Source organism: Allosphingosinicella sp., from assembly GCF_036570505.1.
GTDB lineage: Bacteria > Pseudomonadota > Alphaproteobacteria > Sphingomonadales > Sphingomonadaceae > Allosphingosinicella.
On the sequence record NZ_DATCYB010000028.1, the window covers coordinates 1 to 25,275 of the forward strand.

31 protein-coding genes are annotated in these 25,275 nt (G+C 65.4%); 15 read left to right on the forward strand and 16 right to left on the reverse strand.

The features are described from left to right. On the forward strand, positions 1 to 663 hold a 663-nt coding region (locus VIR62_RS01910), incomplete at its 5' end, for a PD-(D/E)XK nuclease family protein (protein ID WP_431868222.1). Between the two features lie 47 nt (positions 664 to 710). Continuing rightward, a complete protein-coding gene (locus tag VIR62_RS01915) occupies positions 711 to 1,136 on the forward strand; it encodes a very short patch repair endonuclease (protein WP_431868224.1) in 426 nt (141 codons plus the stop codon). Position 1,137: 1 nt separating this feature from the next. On the opposite strand, the gene VIR62_RS01920 is transcribed toward VIR62_RS01915, so the two are convergent. The 8 genes from VIR62_RS01920 to VIR62_RS01955 form a co-directional block, all read right to left on the reverse strand. Beyond that, entirely contained in the window at positions 1,138 to 1,827 is a 690-nt protein-coding gene (locus tag VIR62_RS01920) for an HNH endonuclease (RefSeq protein ID WP_431868226.1), read from the reverse strand. Positions 1,828 to 1,831: 4 nt separating this feature from the next. Next, positions 1,832 to 2,584 (reverse strand): hypothetical protein, encoded by a 753-nt coding sequence (locus tag VIR62_RS01925; protein ID WP_431868227.1) that lies wholly within the window; start codon positions 2,582 to 2,584, stop codon positions 1,832 to 1,834. 78 nt (positions 2,585 to 2,662) lie between these two features. Then, positions 2,663 to 4,030: a ThiF family adenylyltransferase gene (locus VIR62_RS01930; RefSeq protein ID WP_431868229.1), complete on the reverse strand. Its 1,368-nt coding sequence runs from the start codon at positions 4,028 to 4,030 to the stop codon at positions 2,663 to 2,665. After that, a complete protein-coding gene (locus VIR62_RS01935; protein WP_431868231.1) occupies positions 4,027 to 4,557 on the reverse strand; it encodes a Mov34/MPN/PAD-1 family protein in 531 nt (176 codons plus the stop codon). Before VIR62_RS01935 ends, VIR62_RS01930 begins: the two co-directional genes overlap by 4 nt. A gap of 2 nt (positions 4,558 to 4,559) precedes the next feature. After that, positions 4,560 to 5,012 (reverse strand): hypothetical protein, encoded by a 453-nt coding sequence (locus tag VIR62_RS01940; protein WP_431868232.1) that lies wholly within the window; start codon positions 5,010 to 5,012, stop codon positions 4,560 to 4,562. A 4-nt stretch (positions 5,013 to 5,016) separates the two neighbouring features. Continuing rightward, positions 5,017 to 5,265, reverse strand: a complete 249-nt coding sequence (locus tag VIR62_RS01945; protein ID WP_431868234.1) for a hypothetical protein — start codon at positions 5,263 to 5,265, stop codon at positions 5,017 to 5,019. Between the two features lie 67 nt (positions 5,266 to 5,332). Then, positions 5,333 to 6,031, reverse strand: a complete 699-nt coding sequence (locus VIR62_RS01950) for an ImmA/IrrE family metallo-endopeptidase (RefSeq protein ID WP_431868236.1) — start codon at positions 6,029 to 6,031, stop codon at positions 5,333 to 5,335. Further along, positions 6,028 to 6,420, reverse strand: coding sequence for a helix-turn-helix domain-containing protein (locus VIR62_RS01955; RefSeq protein WP_431868238.1), 393 nt, complete (start codon positions 6,418 to 6,420; stop codon positions 6,028 to 6,030). Before VIR62_RS01955 ends, VIR62_RS01950 begins: the two co-directional genes overlap by 4 nt. A gap of 542 nt (positions 6,421 to 6,962) precedes the next feature. Here VIR62_RS01955 and VIR62_RS01960 point away from each other — a divergent pair. Then, positions 6,963 to 7,310, forward strand: a complete 348-nt coding sequence (locus tag VIR62_RS01960) for an ArsC family reductase (protein ID WP_431868288.1) — start codon at positions 6,963 to 6,965, stop codon at positions 7,308 to 7,310. A 1-nt stretch (position 7,311) separates the two neighbouring features. Here the strand turns inward: VIR62_RS01960 and VIR62_RS01965 are convergent, their stop codons facing one another. Then, positions 7,312 to 8,076: a sulfite exporter TauE/SafE family protein gene (locus tag VIR62_RS01965; RefSeq protein WP_431868240.1), complete on the reverse strand. Its 765-nt coding sequence runs from the start codon at positions 8,074 to 8,076 to the stop codon at positions 7,312 to 7,314. 57 nt (positions 8,077 to 8,133) lie between these two features. Continuing rightward, positions 8,134 to 8,310 (reverse strand): YezD family protein, encoded by a 177-nt coding sequence (locus VIR62_RS01970; protein WP_431868241.1) that lies wholly within the window; start codon positions 8,308 to 8,310, stop codon positions 8,134 to 8,136. Positions 8,311 to 8,474: 164 nt separating this feature from the next. Here VIR62_RS01970 and panB point away from each other — a divergent pair, with 164 nt between their 5' ends. From panB to VIR62_RS01995, 5 genes are all read left to right on the forward strand, one after another. Next, positions 8,475 to 9,332, forward strand: a complete 858-nt coding sequence (gene panB, locus VIR62_RS01975; protein WP_431868243.1) for a 3-methyl-2-oxobutanoate hydroxymethyltransferase — start codon at positions 8,475 to 8,477, stop codon at positions 9,330 to 9,332. A gap of 155 nt (positions 9,333 to 9,487) precedes the next feature. Further along, a complete protein-coding gene (locus tag VIR62_RS01980; RefSeq protein ID WP_431868244.1) occupies positions 9,488 to 10,210 on the forward strand; it encodes a tetratricopeptide repeat protein in 723 nt (240 codons plus the stop codon). Beyond that, on the forward strand, positions 10,207 to 11,526 hold the full coding sequence (locus VIR62_RS01985) for a PQQ-binding-like beta-propeller repeat protein (RefSeq protein ID WP_431868246.1): 1,320 nt from the start codon (positions 10,207 to 10,209) through the stop codon (positions 11,524 to 11,526). The genes VIR62_RS01980 and VIR62_RS01985 overlap by 4 nt, the downstream gene beginning before the upstream one ends. Before the next feature lie 19 nt (positions 11,527 to 11,545). Continuing rightward, complete coding sequence (gene der, locus VIR62_RS01990; RefSeq protein WP_431868247.1) at positions 11,546 to 12,904, forward strand: ribosome biogenesis GTPase Der; 1,359 nt, start codon at positions 11,546 to 11,548, stop codon at positions 12,902 to 12,904. A gap of 88 nt (positions 12,905 to 12,992) precedes the next feature. Further along, positions 12,993 to 13,424, forward strand: a complete 432-nt coding sequence (locus VIR62_RS01995; protein WP_431868248.1) for an Hpt domain-containing protein — start codon at positions 12,993 to 12,995, stop codon at positions 13,422 to 13,424. Here the strand turns inward: VIR62_RS01995 and VIR62_RS02000 are convergent. From VIR62_RS02000 to purL, 5 genes are all read right to left on the reverse strand, one after another. After that, positions 13,421 to 14,671 (reverse strand): DUF418 domain-containing protein, encoded by a 1,251-nt coding sequence (locus VIR62_RS02000; RefSeq protein WP_431868250.1) that lies wholly within the window; start codon positions 14,669 to 14,671, stop codon positions 13,421 to 13,423. The genes VIR62_RS01995 and VIR62_RS02000 overlap by 4 nt on opposite strands. Before the next feature lie 64 nt (positions 14,672 to 14,735). Next, positions 14,736 to 15,215, reverse strand: coding sequence for a bacterioferritin (gene bfr / locus VIR62_RS02005; RefSeq protein ID WP_431868252.1), 480 nt, complete (start codon positions 15,213 to 15,215; stop codon positions 14,736 to 14,738). A gap of 94 nt (positions 15,216 to 15,309) precedes the next feature. Beyond that, positions 15,310 to 15,480 (reverse strand): (2Fe-2S)-binding protein, encoded by a 171-nt coding sequence (locus VIR62_RS02010; protein WP_431868254.1) that lies wholly within the window; start codon positions 15,478 to 15,480, stop codon positions 15,310 to 15,312. Positions 15,481 to 15,559: 79 nt separating this feature from the next. Next, a complete protein-coding gene (locus VIR62_RS02015) occupies positions 15,560 to 16,036 on the reverse strand; it encodes a hypothetical protein (RefSeq protein ID WP_431868256.1) in 477 nt (158 codons plus the stop codon). Between the two features lie 49 nt (positions 16,037 to 16,085). Beyond that, on the reverse strand, positions 16,086 to 18,287 hold the full coding sequence (purL, locus tag VIR62_RS02020; protein ID WP_431868257.1) for a phosphoribosylformylglycinamidine synthase subunit PurL: 2,202 nt from the start codon (positions 18,285 to 18,287) through the stop codon (positions 16,086 to 16,088). A gap of 137 nt (positions 18,288 to 18,424) precedes the next feature. Between purL and VIR62_RS02025 the strand changes: the two genes are divergently transcribed. After that, positions 18,425 to 18,889, forward strand: coding sequence for a VOC family protein (locus tag VIR62_RS02025; RefSeq protein ID WP_431868259.1), 465 nt, complete (start codon positions 18,425 to 18,427; stop codon positions 18,887 to 18,889). Positions 18,890 to 18,960: 71 nt separating this feature from the next. Here VIR62_RS02025 and VIR62_RS02030 read toward each other — a convergent pair whose 3' ends face one another. Then, a complete protein-coding gene (locus VIR62_RS02030) occupies positions 18,961 to 19,341 on the reverse strand; it encodes a hypothetical protein (protein ID WP_431868260.1) in 381 nt (126 codons plus the stop codon). Positions 19,342 to 19,503: 162 nt separating this feature from the next. Here VIR62_RS02030 and VIR62_RS02035 point away from each other — a divergent pair, with 162 nt between their 5' ends. The 6 genes from VIR62_RS02035 (at position 19,504) to VIR62_RS02060 (ending at position 25,237) form a co-directional block, all read left to right on the forward strand. Further along, positions 19,504 to 19,767 carry a hypothetical protein gene (locus VIR62_RS02035; protein WP_431868262.1) on the forward strand — a complete coding sequence of 88 codons (264 nt, stop codon included), beginning with the start codon at positions 19,504 to 19,506 and terminating at the stop codon, positions 19,765 to 19,767. Positions 19,768 to 20,096: 329 nt separating this feature from the next. Continuing rightward, positions 20,097 to 20,582 carry a division/cell wall cluster transcriptional repressor MraZ gene (locus VIR62_RS02040; RefSeq protein WP_431868264.1) on the forward strand — a complete coding sequence of 162 codons (486 nt, stop codon included), beginning with the start codon at positions 20,097 to 20,099 and terminating at the stop codon, positions 20,580 to 20,582. After that, a complete protein-coding gene (gene rsmH / locus VIR62_RS02045; RefSeq protein WP_431868266.1) occupies positions 20,579 to 21,559 on the forward strand; it encodes a 16S rRNA (cytosine(1402)-N(4))-methyltransferase RsmH in 981 nt (326 codons plus the stop codon). Before VIR62_RS02040 ends, rsmH begins: the two co-directional genes overlap by 4 nt. Further along, entirely contained in the window at positions 21,556 to 22,137 is a 582-nt protein-coding gene (locus tag VIR62_RS02050; protein WP_431868267.1) for a hypothetical protein, read from the forward strand. The genes rsmH and VIR62_RS02050 overlap by 4 nt, the downstream gene beginning before the upstream one ends. Beyond that, positions 22,134 to 23,822 (forward strand): peptidoglycan D,D-transpeptidase FtsI family protein, encoded by a 1,689-nt coding sequence (locus VIR62_RS02055; protein ID WP_431868268.1) that lies wholly within the window; start codon positions 22,134 to 22,136, stop codon positions 23,820 to 23,822. Before VIR62_RS02050 ends, VIR62_RS02055 begins: the two co-directional genes overlap by 4 nt. Then, complete coding sequence (locus tag VIR62_RS02060; protein WP_431868270.1) at positions 23,822 to 25,237, forward strand: UDP-N-acetylmuramoyl-L-alanyl-D-glutamate--2,6-diaminopimelate ligase; 1,416 nt, start codon at positions 23,822 to 23,824, stop codon at positions 25,235 to 25,237. Before VIR62_RS02055 ends, VIR62_RS02060 begins: the two co-directional genes overlap by 1 nt. Positions 25,238 to 25,275: the final 38 nt, after the last annotated feature.

Genomic DNA, 25,275 nt, shown 5'->3' on the forward strand with positions numbered 1-25,275 from the left:
TTCGACAGCACCGCCGTCACCGAATACAAGTCGTCGCTGCCGGACCCGGTTCGGGCGGACGCCGCCAGTATTGTCGATGGCTACTGGCGGCAGCTTCGGCTCTATTCTGTTCTGATTGGCGAGCTGGGCAGCTGGCCCGCGACCGCACGGATCGTGGCAGCATCGGGCCAGGTGCTTGAGGAGCCCGTCCACAGGCCGGCATGCGAGGCGGAGGCCGACGCGGCTATTTCCGGGCTCGATGCGATGAACCACGCGCTCTCGACGGGATGCGATAGCGCGGCTCTGGCGAGTCCTGGCCAAGTGGCGTGCGGGCAGTGCCCCTACATGGCGATCTGCCCGGCCTTCTGGTCATGGAGCGAAGCGAACCCATGGCCGGAGCTTCTCGAGCCAGCAGCGCGCGGAACGCTTCTATCGGTTGATCCTGGGATGGACGGCGATCTGTACGCGGTGAACGTGCGCCTGACAGGCCGCTACGGCGCAGGTGGCGACCAGTCGCTAGCATTGAGGAAGTCGGTGCATGGCGACCTTACGGGCTTCCCCAGTGGGAGCGCGCTCAGGATCGTGTATGCGAACCTCCGGCCCGACGGGCGGCTGCGAGCGGATGTCTCGACATGCGTCTTCGGCGAGGCGGAAATCCCGGAGCTCCGATGCGGGAGCGGGTAGTGTCGATTGGACCTAGAAAAAAGCTCGGAAGGATTGCCCCGCGACGCTTGCGGGCGCCGCTCACGCGGTCGGAGATGATGGGGCGTGTCCGATCGAAGGATACGAAGCCGGAGGTAAGAGCCAGGTCCGCGGCACACGCGCTCGGGCATCGCTTCCGCATCCATGTTGCGGACCTGCCAGGCAAGCCCGATCTCGCCAACAAGGCGCGGCGCTGGGCGATCTTCGTTCACGGCTGCTTCTGGCACTCGCACGAGAAGTGCCGGCTGGCATCGAAGCCGCGGTCGAACACCGGCTACTGGTCTGACAAGCTGGCGCGAAACCAAGAGCGGGACGCGATTCACGAGCAAGCCCTGCGCGACCTTGGCTACCAGGTGCTGGTTGTCTGGGAGTGCGAAACACGCGACGACGCCAAGCTTCGCGAGGTCCTAGCTGCCTTCTTTGGCGGGTTGTCGCTTCCGAGCGAGAACTGCTGATTTATTTGATCGACGGCTTGGAACGCGGTACGTAGGTCTGAACGATGATGCTCTGACGCGGCTGCCCCGCGCTCTCCGGGCGAACGAGATACAGGCCACCTGGAAGAAGTGGCTGGTTGGCCATCGGCACGCCGTTGGCCTCCGCCATGGCGCGACGCATGCCGAGCTCGCCCTCAGCCAATATCAGATAGGCCTGCTCGATACGTGAGCCGGGAAAGTAGGTCGCGGGATCGTATCCCTGCATCCGTTTGAAGGACGCAAGTAGCTCATCGCTGAGGAAATAGAAATCGTCTCGCATGAGACCTCGCTCGACGGCGTCATCCGTGAGGATGCTGTAGAGCCGCTCCATCGCGGCCAATTTCTCGCCTCCCTGTGCGTCTACCGGCAACGAAAGGTCCGGGCGGGCATTGAAGCCGCGATGCACCTCTCGGTGACAAGCGCTGCAAAGTGTTATGCCATTGCCGGTTTCGAACTGCGGCTCGGCGAGAAACGACTTGCGGCAGATGTGGTGCGCGGACAAGCGTCGGCGCGAGTGGCAGTCCACACATCTGTGCCCGTCACGTTCGCGGATGAACTCGCTCCATCGGCGCAGGCGGCGCTCGCGAGGCAAGTCCCCGGACAAGGCGGCCTGAAGCTTTACCAGTTTGGCCTCAATCGCGCTGATATCCGGGACGTCGGCTGCCCGGATCATCAAGCTAGTGCTCCCATTGAACTTCGGTGGCTAGATATTCGGAGAGGACTGACCGCACTCGCAGACCGCCAGCCTGCTGTACCGAATAGCGGTAGATACCTTCCTGAACGACGACCCACTGGCCTGCCATATCCTCGCCCGTGGCGAGGCGCGTCATCATGCGGCTGCCAACCTCGGGCCACGGAGCGAGGCTTCCCACCTCGCTCAGCCCCTCGAAGTCGTCACGCTCGGTCGCGGTCATGCTTTCCAGCGGAAGGAGCCGCACATGGGCAGGGGCTTCGAGCATCGGCTCGCCATACTCGAAATATACGTGCCCCCGCGCGTTCTTCAGAACCACCCGCTCCATGCGGTCCATATCCGGTTTCCAGAGGATGCGCGTGTCACCGCCCTGCGTCGCATACTCGGTCCGTGAAGACTCGATCCGCGCTCGCAGCGCGGCGCTGTCGGCGAGAGCACGTGAGGCGCTCGCGTTGGGCTGTTTCTCCGGATCCGTGGAGCCGGCGAGGACGCAGCTTAGGAATGTCACCGCGTACTGTTCGTCCAACGAGAAGCCGGTGTTGCACTCTCTGCAAATCGTCACGATCGGCAGGTGATGTGGACGTGGCTTTGCCAGAAGGCTCTTGGACGGAACATGATCCTCGTTCGTTTCGAGGCCCGCGAGCGGCCGCGTGCAGTGGATGCACCACGTCATCTGCCGTTCATCGACGAATTGTTCGATCTTTTGCATATTTCGCATTCGTTCGCGGATGACATCCAAGACATACTACGCGGGCTGATGGCGCTCGTCGCGTCGGCGGATGCTTGGCGTATTTAGGAATATCCCAGCAAGAACCACCTAGGTTGTCCCCGACAGCGCCGCATATCGCGTCCTGGCGATCATACGGCGGTGTAGCGCATGGTCGCGCCCCGTCTGGCACAGGCAGCCCGCCCGCGGCGAGAGCCGTGCGGACATCAGCTTGTCCTCCGCCTTCGCCGAATATTGCGTGATCATACTCGAGAACGGGCAGCCGGGTAGGGCGAGCTTGAGAATTTCGGCAGCGGTCATCAAGCCGGCGGCAAACGAAAGGAACGGCAGCGCCGCGTCAATCCGCTTCCCGTTTACGGGACTCACGACCTTGCCCGTCGCGCAGGCGGTCAGCGCGACAGGGCCGCTGTCGGGGAACAGGCACAGCGAGCATGGACCTTGCAGCGGGACATGCCGGATCACTGACGCCTGCCAGCTCTTTCCCGTCGTGCCGTAAATCTGGATCGGCGGCATGTCGGCCTCGATCTGAAAGCGCACATGATCCTCGTTGGCGGCGGCGATCAACAGGTCGGGGGTGCTTTCCTGCCGGGTCCGCCAGAGTTTCGATTCGCCTAGGGTCGCGCGTTCCGGTCTGACTGAAGCAACGCCGACCGACCGGAGGTAATCGGCTGTCGCATGGACCTTTGGCCGTCCATCGTCCGTCGCGACGAAAATCGGCGAGCGGTCGAGATTCTCGATTTCGACATCATCCTTGTCGATCAGGCCGGCGTCGAAGCGCCGGGTGAAGAGCGTCAGAAAATAGAGCGCCGCCGTGCCGACCGAGCCCGTACCGATGGTCCACAGCTCCCCGAGCGCGGTCGCCGGATTCGGTTGCGGTGCTCCCTCCCGTGCGGCCCGCGCCGACCAGTCCAGCGTATTGCACAGATGGCCGGCGGCGGGCGCGCGCAGACCGTCGGCGAGCAGGTGCGCTCCGCAGAGGATGGCGGCGAAGGCTGGGCCGCAGGGATTGGAGATGTCGCTTGCACGGATAGGCGATAATTCAGCCCCGAAATAGCTATCCCAGCCGCAGCCATGGACGAGCGCGGCGCCGGGGGCAGCGTGCAGTCCAAACGCGATCGCGACATCGCCCGCCGCGGGCGGGCGCGCCACGAACCGTCCGCCTTTGTCGGCAGGCGTGGCGGCGAAGAGCTGCTCGAACAACACAGCGGAAAGAGACCGGCCTGCCCATGGCAGCGGATCGCGGATCTGCGTGCCTTCGGGAACGGCGATCGCCACGGAAGGCGTCATCCTCCCGATCAGGTTCGCCGCCGTTAGCAGCGCGACCTGGCCCGCGTAGGTCTCGGCATAGGCGGGATCGATTGCGAGGCTGATCCAGCGCGCAGGGTCGAGAGGGCGGGCGCCGCGCCCATACAGGTTTGTCCGGGAATTTCGGCGCGTAAGGAAGCTCTGATCGTTCATGGCAGCCGCTCCGGCAGGACGGAGACATCGGTGGCAGCGAGATCGATCCAGCGGCGCTCGACACCGCTGAACATGTAGATCGCCGCGCCCGCGAAATCGGGCAGATGCTTTCCGTATTCCGGCAGCACGACCGAGACGAAGCCGCCGAACCGGATCAGAGCGCCGGCGACATCGCCGTCGCTGTGAAAGGCCTCGCCCGGATGGGTATGGAGCTGCCCGACCACCTGCAGCCCGTGCGCGTTCGCCGCTTCGACCACCTGCCGCATGGCGGCGGTGTCAACATGGAAGCTGCCACGCGTCGTGCGCGCGATCGGGCGGAACACGCTCAGCGCGATACTTGTGAGACCGTCGGTCTGGCCCAGCAGGTAGACAATTCCCTCGTGGCCGCGCGCGGTTTCTGGCGCGAGCGCAGGGCGTAGCGCGCTGACGCAGGCGGCAGTCATGACGATGCGGCGCGGCTGCGGCGGCGTGACCGGGCGGTACGCGGCGGGGCGGGGAGAGAAAAAACGCTGGAGCCAGTTCAGCATGCTCAACCCATCCGCTTTGTGAACGCGGCGAGAAGCTCCTGCGCGATGCGCGTCGCCATCGCCGCGAGCGTCCGCGTCCCGCCGGTTTCGGGGATCGTCATCCAGTTGCCGATAGTCCAATTGTCGTGCGGACCTCTTGCATCGACACCCTTGTAAGCTAGGCGATTCCACGGGGCGCAGATCACCCCGGCGCTGTGGAAGAAGCTCCCGCCGAGCGGCGTGTCGCGCGGCGCGTCGACCGCCTTGGTCTCCGGGTTGTACCAGTGCCATGCCGGTGGCCTCGCGGCGAAGCCGTCGCACTTCGCCAGCGTGGTGAACCGCGACCCGTCCTTCGCCGGCATGCCGAGAGTGAAGCTCGCGGGATCGAGCTGCTCGAACTTCCAGTCGTGCAGTTCTGCGTTCTGCCGCAGGGCTTCGATCTGGCTTTCGAGGATGAGCTCGGACGCGGTCGCCATGGCGCTACACGCCCGAGCCGGTGGCGAGCAGGCTGAGCGTCACCTCGCTGCCGAAGTGGAAGCTGACGAGCGGGCGCTCGGGGGCGAGTTGCTCGTCGCCGTTCATCAGGCGGAGGTCCTCGCCGGCATCGAGGCCCTTGGCTTCGACGATGGCGGCGATCACCGCCGAGACCTTCGTCGTCTTCGGAAAGGCGCCGTGGAAGGGCCCCGCCGGGGTAGAAACATGGAGCGTGATTTCATCGGTCTGCGGCATTTCTCGATCTCCTTTCGGCGTGTATGCCAACGTTAGCTTATTGAGCTAACACACGTGGCAAAAAAAGTCAAAGGGTCAGCTGGCCACTGTCCTCGCGGGCGAACACGTCGTCGAGGCGGATGCGGGCAACGACCGGGTTTACATCAAAGATTCCCGCGAGTTCGCGGGCGGCGCGCTCCCTCTGGTCCTCTTTGAGGGCAGGAAGGCCGAGGCCCCCGCGTTCCTCACAGAACGGCGCGGCTGCCTTGGTCACGAGACCGCGCGGCATTAACAGCCCGCCGATCGCCCGATTCGCCTGAAACTCCCACCACCGGCCATCGTAGCGCGATTCGTGCGGCGTGCCGTGAACGTCCCGGCACAGGATTTCTGGCCGGTCGTGGCCGTCCTCGAACAGCTTCGGCGGCTTCTCGCCAAGAGCGAACAGGTGGGTGTGCAGCAGTCCGTGCCCGGCCTCGTGCGCCAGCGTCGTGCGGATGCGGCGCTCGGAAACACTGCCGCCTTCGTCGTCGAGCGCCGTCGTGATGACGATTGCCGTCACGCCGGTCGGGCCGAAGGCCGTGAACCCGAGCACACCGTCCGGCAGCGCCTCGTAACGGGGCGAGACCTTGAAGTGTTTTTCAACAAAACGGTCGATCCGGATCGCTTCGGGCGCGTCCGGCATCAGTCCCGCGGCTTTGAGCGCATCGCCGCAGATGCGGTCGATTTCCGTAGGCTTGTAGAAAGGCCGGGCTGCAAAAGGCCCACGATTGGTCCGGAACGTCCTCATTTCTTTTGACCACCTTTGGGCGGAGGCTTGCTCTTGATCACGAGCTGCAGAAGCTCTTCCGGCGTCAGCTTCCGATCGAGGAGGGTGCGAAACGCAAAGGCGTAGCCTGGGTCCTGCTCTGTCATGCGTTTGATCTCATCGAGCGGCGCGCGCTGATCATGCTGCTTGAGCTCGGCGAGATTGAGCTTCAGTAGCCGCGCCATCTCCTCCAGCATCGGCTCAGACGGAAAGCGACGTCCGTGCTCGACATCGGATATGAAGGGGGGCGAACAACCAAGCTTCTTTGCGAATTCGCGTAGCGACAGGTCGAGCTCTTCGCGGCGCTCCCGAATCTTTTGGCCAAGTGTTTTCACCGTGTAAGCATACCCAGCGAACGGCTCGCCCGTCAAGAATCCTTCCGGTGACTCGGCAGTGGCTAGTCTAGCTGGCCTATGCTCAATTTGATGGGTTTGCGCCAAGGGCGACTTCGAAAAGGGCGCCGATGACGGTGCAGGCGCATCCCTGAAGGCCGATTACCATTTGGCAAAACGCGAAGCGCGCCTTTCAGCGCAGGCGATCGAGCACCGATTTGCGGCCGAGCAGCCGTTCGGTGATACAGACGATAACGCCTTCATCCCGTCCAGGTGGTATTAGCGAGAGACGTGCGGTGCGAGCCGATGGCGAGCGATGCTGATCGTGCTATGAGGGCTGACGGTATTTTTTGTTCAGTTGTGCGACGCGCTGCGCAATAGATGAAACGAAAAAATCGACCGACCGTTGTCGATAGTTGCCGAAGCCGCGCAGAATCCGAAACGGGCAAATTTCCCTTTGAAATCAAAACCGAAGAAATTTGACGGCTCGTCGGTCGAGTTTTGACCGTCAGCAGAAAAAATTTGCGCTGAAAAATCAGCGCGTTACCATGATCCAAAATCATCGAGTGGGAGTGATTCTCGTGTCGGTGACGATGTTCGGCATCAAGAATTGCGACACGATCAAGAAGGCTCGCGCCTGGCTCGACGAGCGCGGCATCGCCTATGATTTCCACGACTACAAGACCGCGAGTATCGACGAGACGCGGCTGAGGCGGTGGAGTGGCGAGCTCGGCTGGGAGAAGCTGCTGAACCGCGCCGGCACGACCTTTCGCAAGCTTTCCGATGCCGACAAGGCGGCGTTGGACGAAGACAAGGCCATCCGGCTGATGATGAGGCAGCCTTCGATGATCAGGCGCCCGGTGATCGAGGCGGACGGGACGTTGCTGGTGGGCTTCGATCCGGAACGCTACGAGACTCTGCTCGCCTGACTCAGGTGATGGCGCGGTAAATTCCATAGAGGCTGGTCAGGGTCAGGATCACGCCCACCATCACCAACAGTCCCTTGGTCGGCACGCGCTTCGCCACGACCGCGCCGGCCGGGGCGGCCATGACGCCGCCGAGAAGCAGCCCGATTGTCGCCACCGTCACCGCTTCAAGTCCCAACGTGGCGATGAAGGTGGCGGATATGGTCACGGTTAGGAAGAATTCGGCGGTGCTGACCGTGCCGATCACCTTGCGGGGGTTGGCGCCCTGGACGAGCAGGTTGCTGGTCACGACCGGCCCCCAGCCGCCGCCGCCGGCGGCGTCGAGGAAGCCGCCGACGAGGCCGAGCGGTTCGATCACCTTCGGCTTCCTGTCCGTGGGCGGGTATTTGATGCCGCGCCACAGGAGATAGAGCCCGATGGCGGTGAGATAGGCGAGCACGACCGGGCGGGCGACGTCGGCGTGGACTTGCGTCAACACATAGGCGCCGAGGATGCCCCCGATCACGCCGGGGATGACGAGCCTCGAGAACAGCCGCCAATCGACATTCTTGTGCGCCGCGTGGCTGATGCCGGAAGCCGCGGTCGTGAAGCTTTCGACCATGTGCACGCCCGCCGATGCGGCCGCCGGGGGCACGCCGAGGCTGAGGAGCAAGGTATTGGAGATGACGCCGAAGGCCATGCCGAGCGCGCCATCGACGAGCTGCGCGGCGAAGCCGATCGCGATGAAGGGAAGAATGTCGAGGAAACCGATCGTCGAGAAATCCGGCATGATAGCCCTTCCGGCTGATGCGGAGCCTCCGGTGGTCCGGTCGGCCCGGAGGCGGCGCTAGTGCCCGAAGCGCCGCTTTTCGGTGATATCGAGTTGAACGACGCGGCCCTCATGGATCGTGACGGCGATGCTGCCGAAGCGAAGTCGCTGCAATCCGTCGCGAATAGCGGCGAGCGCAGAGTCCTCGGCGGGGCGATCAGCGTCCGGCCGCCCCCGTGAGTTGTCGAGTCCCATCCGGCCTCTCTCCTTCTATTCGGCGTCTTTTGCGCGCTGTTGCTGGAGATGATACTCAACCAATTAACTTGACAATATCTCTGCGCTCAAGCGTTTCGTTATAGCGCCGGAAGGAAAGGCTCGCACGCTCTTTGCCTGGGATGGGCAAGAGGGTAGAGGGAAGCATGTCCACCTACACGCTCGACACCGCGACCAGTCGCGCCCACCCGACCCCCGTGCCGATGAAGCGGCTGACCGTTCCCATGCTCCAGGAGCGCAAGGGGGTCGAACCGATCGTCATGCTGACCGCCTACACGGCGCGCATGGCCCAGCTTCTCGACCCGCATTGCGATCTGCTGCTGGTCGGCGACAGTCTCGGGCAGGTTATCTACGGCCTCCCGTCGACGATCCCGGTAACGCTGGAGATGATGTGCGCCCATGGCGCCGCGGTGGTGCGCGGCTCCTATCATAGCGTCGTCGCCATCGACATGCCCTTCGGCTCCTATGAGGCGGGCCCGGCGCAGGCGTTCGAAAATGCCTCGCGCGTCCTCAAGGAAACCGGCGCCGCGGCGGTGAAGCTCGAAGGCGGCGAGGCGATGGCCGAGACGGTCGCCTTCCTGGTGGCGCGCGGCATCCCGGTGATCGGCCATGTCGGGCTGACTCCGCAGGCGGTGAACGTGCTCGGCGGGTATCGCGCGCGCGGCCGCGACGACGCCGAGGCGGAAAAGATCGTGGCCGACGCGAGGGCGGTGGCGGAGGCCGGCTGCTTCCTGCTGGTGCTGGAAGGTGTCATGGAGGAGATCGCGGTCGCGGCTTCGAAGGCGGTCGCCTGCCCGACGATCGGCATCGGCGCGTCCGCCGCCTGCGACGGTCAGGTGCTTGTCACCGACGACATGCTCGGCATGTTCGAACGCACGCCGCGCTTCGTCAAACGCTATGACGATCTCGCGACCCGGATCGGAGAAGCGGCCGCCACCTATGCCGCGGAAGTGCGCAGCCGTGCCTTCCCGACCGCGGATCAGACCTATCACCGCACCAAGTGAAGGCCTTTCGTTTGCCCGCTTCACTGGCTAGAGGGGGCCTTGAAGGGGCAGTTCGCCGCGCGCCAATCCTCTGTTCATCTTGGCTGCTGCTACAGCCGTGAAGGTCAGAGGGTGGGCATCCGGCTGGACTGCCGCCCCGATTTTGGAGGATGGCCTTGGCGATCAAGCCCGCAGACAATGAAGCTTTCTACCGCGAAGTCGACGAGGAGCTTCGCCGCGAACAGCTGACCAGCTTCTGGACGCGCTATGGCACGATTGTCGTCGTCGGCGTCATTCTGCTGCTCGCGGCGATTGCCGGGGTGATCTATTGGCAGCATCGGCAGGATGTGAAGGCCGGCGAGAAGGGCGAGGCGCTCACCGCCGCTTTCGCCGACATCCAGGCCGGCCGGACCGACGGTATCGCCGCGAGGATGGACGAGATCGCCGCCGATGCCGGTCCCGGCTATCGTGTCGCTGCCCTGCTCACCAAGGCAGACGTCGCGATTCAGACCGGGGACGACGCGGCGGCGCTCGCCATCTTCAAGCAGATCGCCGCCGACACGGACCTGCCCCAGCCCTATCGCGACCTGGCGCTGATCCGCCAAACGACGCTCGAGTTCGACACTCTGGCGCCGGCCGCCGTCATCGAGCGGCTCGATGCGCTGGCCAAGCCGGGCAGTCCCTGGTTCGGGAGCGCCGGCGAGATGGTCGCCCTCGCCCATCTGAAGCAGAACAAGCCGGAGGCGGCCGCTCCTATTTTCGCCGCAATGGTCAAGGATGAAACCGTGCCGGAAAGCATTCGCTCGCGCGCGGTGCAGATGGCGGGCGCGCTGGGCGTCGACGCGGTTCCGAGGGACGACGCGGCCCCCGCCGCCGCAACGAAGGATGATGCTGAATGAAGCGAGTAATCTTGGCCGCCGTCGCGCTCGGCCTGCTGGGCGGATGCGGGTTGTTCGACGGAGACGGCAAGCCGACTACGCCGACCCTCGGCAAGCGCATTCCGGTTCTTAGTGCCGAAACCAGCATCGAGGTCGATCCGGCCCTGGCCGACGTGGCGATCACGCTTCCGCCCGCCACGGCTAATGCGGACTGGGCGCAGCCGGGCGGCAACGCGGCCAAGTCGATGGGTCATGTCGCGCTGGGCGGTTCGCCCGCCCGCACCTGGTCGGTCAGCATCGGTCAGGGCAGCAGCAAGACCGCGCGCCTCGCCGCCGCGCCGGTGGTCGCCAACGGCAAGGTATTCACGATCGATTCGCAGGCGACGGTCCGCGCGAGCTCGGCCGATAACGGGGGAACCTTGTGGCAGACCCGGGTTACCGGGGACGGCGGCAACGAGAAGGCCCTGTTCGGCGGCGGCGTCAGCTTCTCCGACGGACGCATCTACGCGACCAATGGCCTCGGTTTCGCGGCGGCGCTCGACGCCGAGACCGGCGCCGTCATCTGGAAAGTGCGCCCGGGCGGTCCGCTGCGCGGCGCTCCGACGATCGCCAATGACAATGTCTATGTGGTGACGCAGGACAATCAGCTCTTCGCGCTCAATCCGGCCGACGGCTCGATCCGCTGGACCGAGGCCGGCACGGTCGAACTCGCCGGCGTTTTCGGGAGCGCCACGCCCGCCGCGGCACAAGGCACGGTCGTCGCCGGCTATTCCTCGGGCGAGCTTACCGCCTACCGCTATGAAAATGGCCGTGTCGTCTGGCAGGACGCGCTCGCCCGCACGAGCATATCCACGTCGGTCTCCTCGCTCTCCGATATCGACGCCGACCCGGTGATCGACAATGAGCGTGTCTATGCGATCGGGCAGGGCGGGCGCATGGTCGCGCTGGAGCTCAATACGGGCCAGCGCATCTGGGAGATCAACATCGCCGGCATCTCCACCCCTTGGGTCGCCGGCGAGTGGATTTTCGTCGTCACCGACCAGGGGCAGCTTCTCGCCGTCGCGCGTTCCAGCGGGCGGGTGAAGTGGATGACACAGCTGCCGCGCTGGCAGGACGAGGAAGACAAGAAAGGCGCGCTGAGCTGGGTTGGTCCGGTGCTCGCCGGCGAGCGCCTGATCCTCGCCAGCTCGGATGGCCGGATCGTCAATGTCTCGCCTTATGACGGCAGCATTCAGTCGACCGTCGCAACGAAAATGCCGGTGACCCTCCCGCTCGTCGTGGCCGGCAGCACGCTCTACATCCTCCACGATAAGGGCCAGTTGACCGCCTGGAGATAAGGGGGCAGGGCCGCCGCTTATGGCGAAACTGCCCATCATAGCGATTATCGGCCGGCCCAATGTCGGAAAGTCGACCCTGTTCAACCGGCTCGTCGGCAAGAAGCTGGCGCTGGTCGACGACCGGCCGGGCGTCACCCGCGACCGGCGCGAGGGCGACGCGACTCTGCTCGGCCTGGAATTCCGCGTCATCGACACGGCCGGCTACGAGGATGAGGATCCCGAGACGCTTCCCGGCCGAATGCGTGCCCAGACGATCGCCGCGGTGCGGGAAGCCGACGCCGCCTTGTTCCTGATCGACGCGCGCGCGGGCCTGACCCCGCTCGACGAGGAGATCGGTCGCTGGCTGAGAAGCGAGGCCACCCCGGTTGTCCTCGCCGCCAACAAGGCGGAAGGGAAAGCGGGCGAAAGCGGCATCCTAGAAGCCTATGGTCTCGGCCTCGGCGAGCCGATCGCGCTCAGCGCCGAGCACGGCGAGGGCGTGGTCGACCTGTTCGAGCATATCCGCCCCCATGTGGAGCGGGAGGAGGAGGATGAGGACGAAGCGGACGCGGGCGAGGGGCCGCTGAAGCTCGCCATTGTCGGTCGCCCCAACGCCGGCAAGTCTACCCTCATTAACCGTCTTCTCGAGCAGGAGCGGCTGATCACCGGACCCGAAGCCGGGATCACCCGCGATTCGATCGCCATCGACTGGGCGTGGAAGGCCCCGGACGGCGAGGTACGGCCGGTGCGGCTGATCGACACGGCCGGCATGCGCAAGAAGGCAAAGGTCGAGGACAAGCTGGAGAAGCTGTCGGTCGCGGATGCCCGACGCGCCGTGGACTTCGCCGAAGTCGTCGTGCTGCTTCTCGACGGTACGCGTGGGCTTGAGGTGCAAGACCTGAAGATCGCCGACAATGTCCTTCAGGAAGGGCGGGCGCTGATCATCGCGATCAACAAATGGGACATCGCAGAGAATCAGAGTGCGCTGTTCAACGGCATCAAGGCGGCGCTGGAGGAGGGGCTCAGCCAGGCGCGCGGCGTGCCGTTGCTCGCTGTGTCCGGCAAGACCGGGAAAGGCCTTGACCAGATGCTCGGCGCGGCCTTCGAGGTGCGGGAGACCTGGTCGAAGCGCGTTTCCACCGGCCAGCTCAACCGCTGGTTCGAGGACGCGGTCGAGCGCAATCCGCCGCCGGCGCCGGGCGGCAAGCGGATCAAGCTCCGCTATATCACCCAGGTGAACACGCGGCCGCCGAGCTTCGTCCTGTTCGGCACGCGGGTCGATCAGCTGCCGGACAGCTATCTGCGTTATCTCGTCAACGGCCTCCGCAAGGAGCTGGGCTTCGGTGCGGTGCCCGTGCGGCTCTCGGCCCGCGCTTCGCGCAATCCCTTCGACAAGTGAACTGATCCGCGTCAACCGGCTGTTTACCGTGGCGGCCTAGAGTCGCTCCGGACACGGTCGACGCACGACCAGAAGAAGGAATGCCAAGTTGGCCGAGGACTCCAACGCAATCGTGGATTGGGCCGCCTTTTCGCGCACGCGCGCTGAGCTCGGGTCGGGTTTCGTGCGCATTCTCGGCTATTTCCGCGAGGACGGCGAAAAATCGGTCGCCAGGATCGAGGATGCGATGCACCGAAAGGACACCGCCGCCCTCGTCATCCCGGCGCATACGCTGAAGTCGGAAGCCCGGCAGTTCGGTGCCGAGCCGCTCGGCGAGCTCGCCGAGGAAATCGAGTTCACGGCCCGCCGGTCGATCGAGATGCGGGTGTTCCCGGATGAGCTGGTCCCTGCCGTCGCCAAGCTCCGCCCGCTCTACGAGCGGACGATGGAGCTGTTCGAGAAGGAGACCAACCCGTTGGTCGAACGCCGCGCCACCTTCGGCCGGGCCGGCGCCCACAACCAGAATTTCGGCCGCATCTAGGCCGGCAGCCTTCGCATCGGCTGAACCTGGCCCCGCGCGAGGGTGCGCCACAGCCACTCGAAGGGGCCGTAGCGATAGCGGTCGAGCCAGGCCCTGGACCAGAGCAGCATGACCGCCCACATGGCGGTCACGACCAGCCACACTTCGGCCCGGCCCATCGTGCCGTAGAGACCGAAGCCGTATCCATAGAACAAAATCGTCATGACGAGGCTGGTGCCGAGGTAATTCGTGAAGGCTGCCCGGCCGGCGGCGGCGATCCGATCGACCAGCCAGCCGCTCCTTCGGGTCGCGAGGATGATGAGCGCGGCATAGGCGTAGATCATCGCCGGACGGAAGACGACCGACGCCGCCATCGTCGTCGCCAGGACCATGGAGACGCTGAAGTCGCTTGCCACGAGCAGCCAGGTCATGACGGCATAAGCGGGTACGCCTACGCCGAGACCGATCAGGACCGTGCGGCGATAGGCGCCCTTGTCCCAGTCGCCGGTGAGGAAGCCGCTCTTCAGCGCGGCCATTCCGAGCAGCATGTAGCCGAGCGTTTCGCTGCCCAGGAGAAAGAGGTTCATGAAGGGGGTCGTCCCCTGGGTCGTAAAGCGGGCCACGACGATATCGCCATAGCCGCCGCGATAGAGGGCGAGATCCTGGGCGAGGGTGGCGGCGCTCGGAACCCCGAATCCGGCCTTCATGGCCGTCCACTGCCTCACGACTTCTGGGTCGGCGCCTGGCGCCGCTGCCGCCTCGGAGAGCGTGTCGAAGGACCAGGCGAACAGCGCCATCAGCGCGAACTGCGCGAGGATCAGCCAGAAGGCCCATTTGATGAGGCTTTCGCTGTCCCTGTCGCGGAACAGCCAGGCGATCATGCCGATGACGGAATAAAGGAACAAGATGTCGCCGAACCAGACGAGATAATAATGGAGGAGCCCGAATATCGCGAGCCAGCCCATGCGCCGGAAATGCACCGACACCGCCGAGCGCCCCGCTGCCCCGGCGCGCTCGATGACGAGCAGCATGCTGGCGCCGAACAGGAAGGAGAAGAGGCCACGCATCTTGCCGTCGACGAAAATGAAGCTGAAGGCCCAGGCGATGAAATCCGCCGTCGTGTCCAGCCCATAGGCGGCGGGGTTCATATAGGCTTCGATAGGCATCGCGAAGGCGATGACGTTCATCGCCAAAATACCCATCACCGCCACACCCCGGACGATGTCCAGCGTCGCAATCCGCGGCTGCGGCTCAGTCGTGGCGGTCATCGCTGCTCCCCGTCCTCGGGCGGAAATTATAGAAAGACGGGCGCCACGCAACCGCGACGGGCGGTTATTCCTCCGCAGGCTTCGACTGGAGCTGGATGTAATTCTGCAGCCCCATCCGTTCGATCATCTCGAACTGGGTTTCCAGCGTGTCGACATGCTCCTCCTCATTGTCGAGTATCTCGACGAGGAGGTCGCGGGTCACATAGTCGCGCTTGGTCTCGCAATATTCGATCGCGCCGCGAAGCTGCGGCAGCGCCTCGCGCTCCAGCTCCAGGTCGGCCTTCAAAATCTCCTCGACCGTCTCGCCGATGCGAAGGCGCCCGAGCATCTGGAAGTTGGGCAGACCGTCGAGGAACAGGATGCGTTCGGCGAGGCGATCCGCATGCTTCATCTCGTCGATCGATTCGTGCCGCTCGAACTCGGCGAGCCGCTTCACGCCCCAATTGTCGAGCATGCGATAGTGCAGCCAATATTGATTGACCGCGGTGAGCTCATTCTTCAGCGCCTCGTTCAGATAGTCGAGTACCTTGGCGTCGCCCTTCATGTCGGGTCTCCTTTATCTGGAGGCCTTATAGCGGAATCGACGCGATCTTTGAATGGAAAAACGGCGGAAAACTGCGGTAAATCAGGCGCTTCTGCTAAGCAGTCGCACGTTCCGAAGCGATAATCTCGCGTGCGAATGAGAAGCATTGGCCGCAGCGCGGCTTGCGGCCGAAGGCGCGATAGGCGCTGGTCGGGCAGGAGGCGCCTTCACGCGCCGCGCGCCGCACCTCGGTTTCCTTCAACGCATTGCACACGCACACGATCATTCGGCCGCTCCTCCGGTATCCCCTGTAGAGATAATGCGAATGTGTCGCAATATCCTTTCGAAGGTCGGAGTGGAATTTCTCAGATCGGCGCGTGATCGACCGCTTTTCGGGCTTGGCTTTGGAAATGGCGTGCCGCGATGAGGGCGATAGGGATGCCGACAAGGATGCAGTGCGAGAAGAGCTGGTTGGCGATGCCGTAAAGGGTGTGCGGAAGCGGGATTTCCGGAAAGCGCAACGGCCGGACGATCCAGTACATGATGATCCACAGCAGGACGCCATAAGCGAGTCCCGCCACGATCGGGTGCCGCAGAAGAGCCGGGAATCGCGGCGCCACGATCATGTAGGCGGCCACCATGCAGGCCATGATCGCGAAATGGACGGCGAGGCCGACGGCGGCCCAGCCGGGCGTCGCGGTGGGCGCGTCCCCGAAGGGGCCGCTGGCGACGAACTGGAGCACGCCCATCGGCGTCATGCCGGCGATTCCGGCGAAAACGAACGCGGACAATATATCGAGCGTCCCGGCGACGAGGGTCGCGACGACGATGGGCCTCAGCATGGATTCCTCCCCTCTTTTGGCGGGAGGCTTGGCTTGCTGCGGCGTGAAGTCAAGCCAGTGCCGCGTCGGCACCCATCAGCCCTGGGAAGAAGCCTTCATGGACGCGGCGGAGCTCGTCGAGCGAGACGTCTCGGCCCGCGCCCCGGATCGAAGCGCCACCCGTGGTGCCGATGCGGGTCATCGGGAAGCCGGCGGCCTGGATCGTCTCTGGGTTGCGGCTGGTGACGACGTAGCGGCCTTGGTCCTCGCCGAAGGCGGTGGCGTGGTCGCCGATCTGCTCCAGCGTCGCGCCGATGCCGCTCGCGAGGGCCATCTCGGCGACGGCGACGAGAAGGCCGCCGTCCGACACGTCATGGACGGCGGTGACCTTGCCGTCAGCGATGAGTTGACGCACGAAATCACCCGCCGCCTTTTCCTTGGCGAGGTCGACGGGAGGGGGCGGACCTTCCTCGCGACCGGCGATCTCGCGCAGCCACAGCGACTGGCCGAGATGCCCGCGGGAGTCCCCGATCACGAAGATCGCTTCGCTCTCGGCCTTGAAGGCGATGGTGGCGCTGTTCGTCCAGTCCTGGAGCAGGCCGATACCGCCGATGGCGGGCGTCGGAAGGATGGCGGAGCCGGTGCCGTCGTCGTTCTTGGTTTCATTGTAGAGGCTGACGTTGCCCGAGACGATCGGCATGTCGAGCGCGGCGCAGGCCTCGGCCATGCCTTCGATGCAGCCGACGAACTGGCCCATGATCTCGGGGCGCTGCGGGTTGCCGAAGTTCATGCAATCGGTGGTGGCGAGCGGCCTGGCGCCGACGGCGGTGAGATTGCGGTAGCATTCGGCGATGGCCTGCCTGCCGCCTTCCACGGGGTCCGCGAAACAATAGCGAGGCGTGCAATCGGTCGAGATGGCGAGGCCCTTGTCGGTGCCGTGGACGCGCACCACCGCCGCGTCGCCGCCCGGGCGCTGGACGGTATCGGCGCCGACCATGTGATCATATTGCTCCCAGATCCAGCGGCGGCTGGCGAGGTCGGGCGAACCCATCAGCTTGACGAGATTGTCGCCGATGTCGCCCTGCGGCGGCACCGGCCCGAGCGGTGCCGGCTTGGGTGTAGGCACCCAGGGGCGATCGTAGCAGGGCGCGTCGTCGGCGAGCGGTGCGAGCGGGATGTCGCAGACCGTTTCGCCGTTGAACGTGAGGACCATGTGGCCCCCATCCGGACCAGCTTCGGTCACGCGGCCGATGACGGCGAAGTCCAGCTCCCACTTGCGGAAGATCGCCTCGGCCTCGGCCTCGCGGCCGGGCTTCAGCACCATCAGCATCCGCTCCTGGCTCTCCGACAGCATCATTTCGTAGGGCGTCATCCCCTCCTCGCGGCAGGGGACCGCGTTCATGTCGAGTTCGATACCGACGCCGCCCTTGGACGCCATCTCGACCGAGGAGGAGGTGAGCCCCGCCGCGCCCATGTCCTGGATGGCGACGATCGCGTCAGATGCCATCAGCTCCAGGCACGCCTCGATCAGAAGCTTTTCGGTGAAGGGATCGCCGACCTGGACGGTGGGACGCTTCTCCTCGCTGTCCTCTGAAAAGTCGGCCGAGGCCATGGTCGCGCCATGGATGCCGTCGCGGCCGGTCCTGGAGCCGACATAGACGATCGGATTGCCGACGCCCGAAGCGGCCGAGTAGAAAATCTTGTCGGTATTGGCGAGGCCGACGGTCATCGCGTTGACCAGGATGTTGCCGTCATAGGCGTGGTGGAAATTGACCTCGCCGCCGACGGTAGGGACGCCGACGCAATTGCCGTAGCCGCCGATGCCGTGAACGACCCCGGCGATGAGGTGCCGCATCTTCGGATGATCGGGCCGGCCGAAGCGCAGCGCGTTCATGTTGGCGATCGGTCGCGCGCCCATCGTGAAGACGTCGCGCAATATGCCGCCGACGCCGGTCGCCGCCCCCTGGTAAGGCTCGATGTAGCTGGGGTGGTTGTGGCTCTCCATCTTGAAGATGGCTGCCAGACCGTCGCCAATGTCGACCACGCCGGCATTCTCGCCGGGGCCGCAGATCACCTGGGGACCGGTGGTCGGTAGCTTCTTCAGGTGAATGCGGCTCGACTTGTAGGAGCAATGCTCCGACCACATGACCGAGAAAATGCCGAGCTCGGTGAGGTTCGGCTCCCGCCCCATGGCATGGAGGACGCGCTCATATTCTTCTGGGGAAAGGCCGTGCTCTGCAACGACCTCGGGAGTGATCTGGGATTCGGTCATGGCGCGCTCCCTAGCCGCCAAAACGGCCCTTGGGAACAGCCGCCGAAAAGCCTCGCCCAGCCGCCTTTCGGTTGCGCGACTCGGCAGCAAGGCAGATAGTTCTGATCCCCCCAATCTCCTTAACGAGGAGCCCTGCGATGAGCGTGAAGCCCATACCTGAAGGTTATCACAGCGTTACGCCCTACATCACGGTCGACGACGCCGCGAAAGCGATCGACTTCTACAAGAAGGCGTTCGGCGCGACCGAAATTGCCCGCATGGACATGGGCGGGAAGATCGGGCACGCCGAAATAAAGATCGGCGATTCCGTCGTCATGCTGTCGGATGAATGGCCCGACCGGGGCAAGCTCGGGCCGAAAGCCCGTGGCGGCTCGACGTCGAGCTTGATGGTCTATCTGCCGGATGTCGATGCCGCATTTCGGCGGGCCCTTGACGCCGGTGCCACGCAATCGATGGCGGTCGAGGATCAATTCTGGGGCGATCGGATGGGATCGGTGACCGATCCATTCGGCCACAGCTGGATGCTCTCCACCCATGTCGAGGACGTGCCCGAGGACGAAATGAAACGCCGCATGCAGGCGATGACGCCCGAAATGGCCTGACCACAGACTTTAACTAAAAGGCCGCCCGGAGAGCGCTCCGGACGGCCTTTCCTTTGGGGGTTGCGCCGAAATCAGATGTGGCAGGTCTGCGTGCCCTTGCCGGGTGCGGTGTAGCTGACCTCGTCGGCGTTGGCGCTCAGCGAATAGCCTTCGGCGACGAAGGGCGGCTGGCCGTCCTGAGCCGTCAGGATCGTACCATTGACGCCCTGCTCGGCGGAGACCTTCACCGTGTTGTTGGTATAGAAGGTGGCATAGACGAGGCTGTTGTCGTCGCAGCGGTAGGTGCGGCTCGCCTGGATGGCGGGCGGCAGCTCGACCGGCGGCGCCTTGGCCAGCTCGTCGGCCTGCGGGTCCACGCCATTGGCGCTGATGACCTCGGGCTCCTGATTGCAGGCCGCGAGGGAGAGGAGAGCCGCGACCGAGGCGGCGGCGAATATCTGAGTGCGTTGCATGGAGGCCCCTTCGCCACTGCGGCAAGAATCGTCAAGGGGGTTATTAAGGATTGCGGTTGGCCGCAGGCCGCCGGATTTTCGACGAAATGGCCGCAAGGTTCGACAAGCGAACCGGCATGCGATAGCCTTCCGCCCAAAGCGAGGCTGGAGAGTTTGCAACAAATGCAGCGCGTTCGCATCGGCCTGACGGGATTGGCGTTCGTGTTCGTCCTCGTTCTTCTGGCCGCCATCTTCATCAATCCGAGCGATGAAGAGCCGATCACCGCTAACACGATCGAGCAGCAGAGGGGCCCGGACGGCAATGCCTCCGCGATCGCGGAGGAGGCGGTGCCGAAGGAGCCTCTCGCCGAGCTGGGCGTGGCGCCGGGCAATGTCGACTCGAACAGCGTCGAGGCCGAGCCGACTCCGGCGATCCTCGGGGACTAGGCTTCGGCTTGCCGGTCGCCGGCCACGCTTCAACCCAGGTCTCGCGGAGCCGATTCTCTTCCCCATAGTTATCCACAGGGCTATCCACCCTGAACGGTTCGAGAACTTGATGAAGAACAAACCACGAATACATGGCCGGATTCCACTAAATGGCATGGAATCCCCGTCTAAGGCATCAAAACCCCTTCCAAACCCACCGCCTTACTGTTATCCACCGTCGTCTAAAGTTTCGGGCACTTCCTGGCTGACCAGCGAGTCACGCGAGGGCGCGGATGCGCACCTTCGCGAACAGGGAAGGCCTGTTTGCGTAGCAAGGGGCGGATCAACAGGTGGAACTGGAACACCTCTTTAACGGAAGCGCGCTGAACGCGGTGGACGCCAAAGGGCGTCTGTCGGTTCCCGCGTTCATCCGTGGGGTGGTCGAGCGTCGGTCCGACGCCAAGGCCGTCATCCTCGGCGCGCACGAGGTCGATCCCTGCCTCACCGCTTACGACCGCGGCTACGGCCGCCACCTCGCCGCCGAGATCGAGCGCCGCCGCCTCAATGAGGAGGCCGCCGGCGGCGACGCCCAGGCCCATTACGCCCGCGCCCGCCGTACCTTCGGCGTCACCGAGGACGTTCCTTACGACACCAGCGGCCGCATCATCCTGCCCCCGATGATGCGGCGCAAAGGTCAGATCGAGGATCTGGCATTGTTTGTCGGCGTCGGCGGGACGTTCGAAATCTGGAATCCCTATCTGGCGCTCAAGAGCGGCGACGAGGACCTGCGCGACCTCGCCGCCTATCGCCTCGAAGAAAAAGGCTATTCGCTGTGAGTTCGCCGGCTGCCAGCGGCCTCGCCGCCCAGCACGTCCCGGTGCTCCTGGAGGAAGTGATCGCCGCGCTCGCCATCAGCGAGGGTGAAACCCATGTCGACGGCACCTTCGGGGCCGGCGGCTACACGCGTGCCATGCTTGCCGAAGGCGCCAATGTCATCGCCTTCGATCGCGACCCGGATGCCGTCCGCGAGGCCCTCCCCCTTGCGGATGTGAGCGGGGGGCGCCTGACGCTAGTGCCGGAACGGTTTTCCCGGATGCGTCAGGCGCTTTCCGACCGCGGCGTCGATACGGTCGACGGCGTCACGCTCGACATCGGCGTTTCTTCGATGCAGCTCGACCGCCCCGAGCGCGGCTTCTCGTTCCAGGCGGACGGGCCGCTCGACATGCGGATGGGCCAGGAAGGGCAGACCGCCGCCGAGTTCCTCAACACGGCCGACGAAGCCGAAATCGCCGACGTCCTCTACCATTATGGCGAGGAGCCGAAGTCCCGCCGCATCGCCCGCGCCATCGTCGCCGCGCGCCCGGTCGAGCGGACTGGCCAGCTCGCCGGGATCGTCCGCAAGGCGGTGGGCCACAAGCCCGGCGCCAGGAAGGACCCGGCGACCCGGACCTTCCAGGCGATCCGCATCCATTTGAACGAGGAGCTGCAGGAGCTCGAGGGCGGGCTGGCGGCCGCCGAGCAGGTGTTGAAGCCCGGTGGCCGCCTTGCCGTCGTCACGTTCCACAGTCTCGAGGACCGGCTCGTGAAGCGGTTCCTCAAGGAGCGGAGCGGTGCCGTGCCGTCGGGCTCGCGGCATCTGCCCGAGCCGAAAAAGGCGGGACCCGAACCCAGCTTCGAAGCCGTCGCCAAGCCGGTTCGCGCCGGCGAGGCCGAGATCAGGGCGAACCCCCGTTCGCGCTCGGCCACGCTTCGCGTCGCGCGCCGCACTCATGCCTCTTCCTGGTCCACTGCGCAGAAAGGAACACCCTCATGATCGCAAGGGGTTTCAAGCCCGTGGGTTGGGTCGCCGCCGTCGCGACCGCCGCACTCGGCTGCTACATGCTCTCCCTGAACGTCGCCGCCGAGCGCGCCGAGCTGGCCGGCATCGAGCGCCGGATCATCGCCGCCAAGCAGGACATCCGCACGCTCCACACGGAGCTCGGAACGCGCGGCCGGCTGGCGCAGCTCGACCATTGGAACGCGGAGGTGCTTGCCCTGTCCGCGCCCGGTTCGGCCCAGTTCCTCGACAGCGCCCTGACGCTCGCCCGCTTCGACAAGCCGCAGCCGACTATCGAGGAGCGCGCCAAGGTCCACTTCGCTTCGCTTGAGACGAGCGAGACGTCGAAGGCGCCTGAGGCGAAGGTGATCACGGCGAGCTATGCTCCCGCGGCCACGTCCCCGCTGGCCGAGAAGGAGCCGCGGTCGCTGGTGCGCCGCGCAAGTCTGGTCGTGACGGAGGGCAGGCCGCTCCCGACCTTCCGGCGCGCCGGGCTGCTCGACGCGGAGTTGGTGGCGGAGATACGCGACGCTGCGAAGACGGAGAAGATCGAAGGCGGTACCGGGGGTCAATGACCGCGATTGCCGCCCAGACCAGGCCGCTCAGCCCCGGCAGCGAACGGCAGGACCCCCTTGCTCTAACCTATCACCGGCTGATGCTGGTGATGCTGGTCTTCGCCGGCGCCACGATCCTGATCATCGGACGTCTCGGCTGGCTGCAGGTCTCCACCGACCGCTCCGACGGCGGGTCGGTCGCCAACCCCCTGCTGCCGCCGCGCGGCGACCTGGTCGACCGCAACGGCATTCCGTTGGCGCGCACCATCGACGCCTGGTCCATCGCCGTGCACCCCCGTAAGGTGATCGGCGATCCCGCCGCCCTTGCCGTTAAGCTCCACGAAATGATGCCGCAGCGGAGCGTTGCCGACTACCGGCGCCTGCTGGCCGCCGACAAGAACTTCATCTATCTGAACCGCCGCGCGGTTCCGGAGCTGGTCGCCGCCGTCAACGCGCTGGGCGAGCCCGCCATCGTCTTCGACCGCGAGCCGGAGCGGCTCTATCCGCAAACCGACCTTGCCGCCCACATCCTCGGCTGGACCGACTATGACGGCCAGGGCGTCGCCGGCATGGAACGCGTGCTGAACGAGCGGCTGAGCGATCCCGACTTGCGTGGGGAGTCGATGGCCCTGTCGATCGATTCGCGCGTCCAGGCGGCGATGGAGAGCGAGCTCGGCGCCGCCGTCGCCAAGCACAGCGCGGAAGGCGGGACCGGGATCGTGCTGGATGTGCGCACCGGCGAAGTGATCGCGATGGCCTCGTACCCGACCTTCAATCCCAACGCCGCCGGCCAGTCTCCCCCCGAGGCGCGCTACAACCGCGCGACGATGGGCGTCTACGAACTCGGCTCGACGTTCAAGCCGATCACCGTCGCTGCCGCGATGGAAGCGGGAGTCATCAAATCGTTGGCCCAGAGCTATCCGACCGGCGAGCCGCTCCGCATCGGCCGCTTCAGCATCCGCGACGACCATCCCATTCCCGGTTCGGCCAATATCGTCGAGACCCTGGTCTATTCGTCCAACATCGCCACCGCCCAGATCGCCGACCAGATGGGCGAGGAGCGGATGAAGACAGCCTTTCGCGCCCTCGGCTTCGACGAGCCCGCCCATATCGAGCTTTACGAGAAGGGCGACACGCTCTTCCCCAGCGAATGGGGTCGCGCGCGCGTACTGACCAGCGGCTACGGCCACGGCATCGCGATCACGCCCCTGCACCTCGCCAGCGCTTATGCCGCCCTGGTGAACGGCGGCATCTGGCGGCCCGCGACGCTGATAAAGGTCGACGACCCGGCGGCCGGCCGGCGAGTCTATTCCGAGGAAACCAGCCGCATCATGCGCGGGCTGCTTCGCATGATCGTGCTCAAGGGCACGGGCCGCAAGGGCGAGGCGCCGGGCTACCGGGTGGGCGGCAAGACCGGCACCGCCGAGAAGGTTACCTCGGGCGGCGGCTATAGCGGGCGAGTCAATGTCTCGACATTCGCCGCCGCTTTCCCCATGGACGACCCGCGCTATGTCGTGATCGCGATGCTGGACGCGCCCAGGGGCACGGCCGACACGTTCGGGTTCACGACGGCGGCGTGGACGGCGGCGCCGGTGGTGTCGAAGGTGATCACGCGCAGCGGGCCCCTTCTGGGCGTGATCCCGAGCGAACAGCGCGACCTCGACGTCTCCCGACTCATGGCTCTGGTTGGAGAAGCGGAAGACTGATGCGACTTGGGGCGCTGATCGGCGGCGACGATTCGGCTTCCGTCACAGGGTTCGCGATCGATCACCGCAAGGTGGCGCCCGGAACCGTGTTCGGAGCGTTTCGCGGCACCCGCTTCAATGGCGAGGATTTCGTGTCGGCGGCGGTCGAGGCCGGCGCTGTGGCGGTGGTCGCGCGGCCCGAAGTGCCGGTGGAAGGCGCCGCCCACGTCGTCGCCGAGGAGCCTCGCCGGGCGTTCGCGAAACTCGCGGCGCGTTTCTTCCAGCCCTTTCCGGAAACGGTCGTCGCCGTCACCGGCACCAACGGCAAGACCTCCAACGTGGAGATGGTGCGTCAGTTGTGGCGGATGGCGGGGCATCCATCGGCGTCGATCGGAACATTGGGCGTTACTACCGCCGACGACCAAGCGACGACGGGACTGACGACCCCGGACATCGTCACCTTCCTCTCCAACATGGCCGGCCTCGCGCGCGAGGGAATTACTCACGCCGCCTTTGAAGCGTCGAGCCACGGCCTGTCGCAATACCGCACCGAAGGGCTCCCCGTTCAGGCCGCCGCCTTCACCAATTTCAGTCGCGACCATCTCGATTATCACCAGACGATGGACGCCTATTTCGAGGCGAAGATGCGGCTATTCTCCGAAGTCGTGGAGCCGGACGGCACGGCTGTCGTCTGGGCCGACGATCCCAAATCCGACGAGGTGATCCGGCGGTGCCGGGAGAGGGGGCTTCGCCTGCTGACGGTGGGGCGCAAGGGCGAGACCTTGAAGCTCGTCGACCGTCAAGCCAGCCAATTGGGCCAGAAGCTGACCATCGAGGCCGAGGGCAAGGCGCACGGCGTCAACATCCCGATGATCGGCGCCTATCAGGCCGCCAATGTCCTGACCGCCGCCGGCCTCGTCATCGCCACGGGAGGCGACGTCCGGCGGACGCTCGCTAATCTGTCGCGCGTCCAGCCTGTGCGCGGGCGTCTGGAGCGGGCCGTCATCAGCCGCGCGGGCGCTCCCATCTACGTCGATTATGCCCACACCGCCGACGCGCTAGAATCGGCGATCGAAGCGCTCCGGCCGCACACCAGGGGACGATTGATCACCGTCTTCGGGGCGGGCGGAGACCGCGACGTGGGCAAGCGGCCCGAAATGGGCGTTTCGGCCGCGCGCCTGTCGGACCTCGTCATCGTCACCGACGACAATCCCAGAAGCGAAAATCCGGCCCTCATCCGCCGGGATATTTTGGCCGGCGCGCCGGGCGCGCGCGAGGTCCCCGGCCGTCGCGAAGCCATCGCCGCCGCCATCGCCGAGGCCGGCCCCGACGATATCATCCTCCTCGCCGGCAAGGGCCATGAGCAGGGCCAGATCATCGGTGACCGCGTGCTGCCCTTCGACGATGTGACCGTGGCCCGGGAGTGCGCGGCATGAGTCCGTTGCCCCAAATCCGAACGAGCTGGGATGCTGGC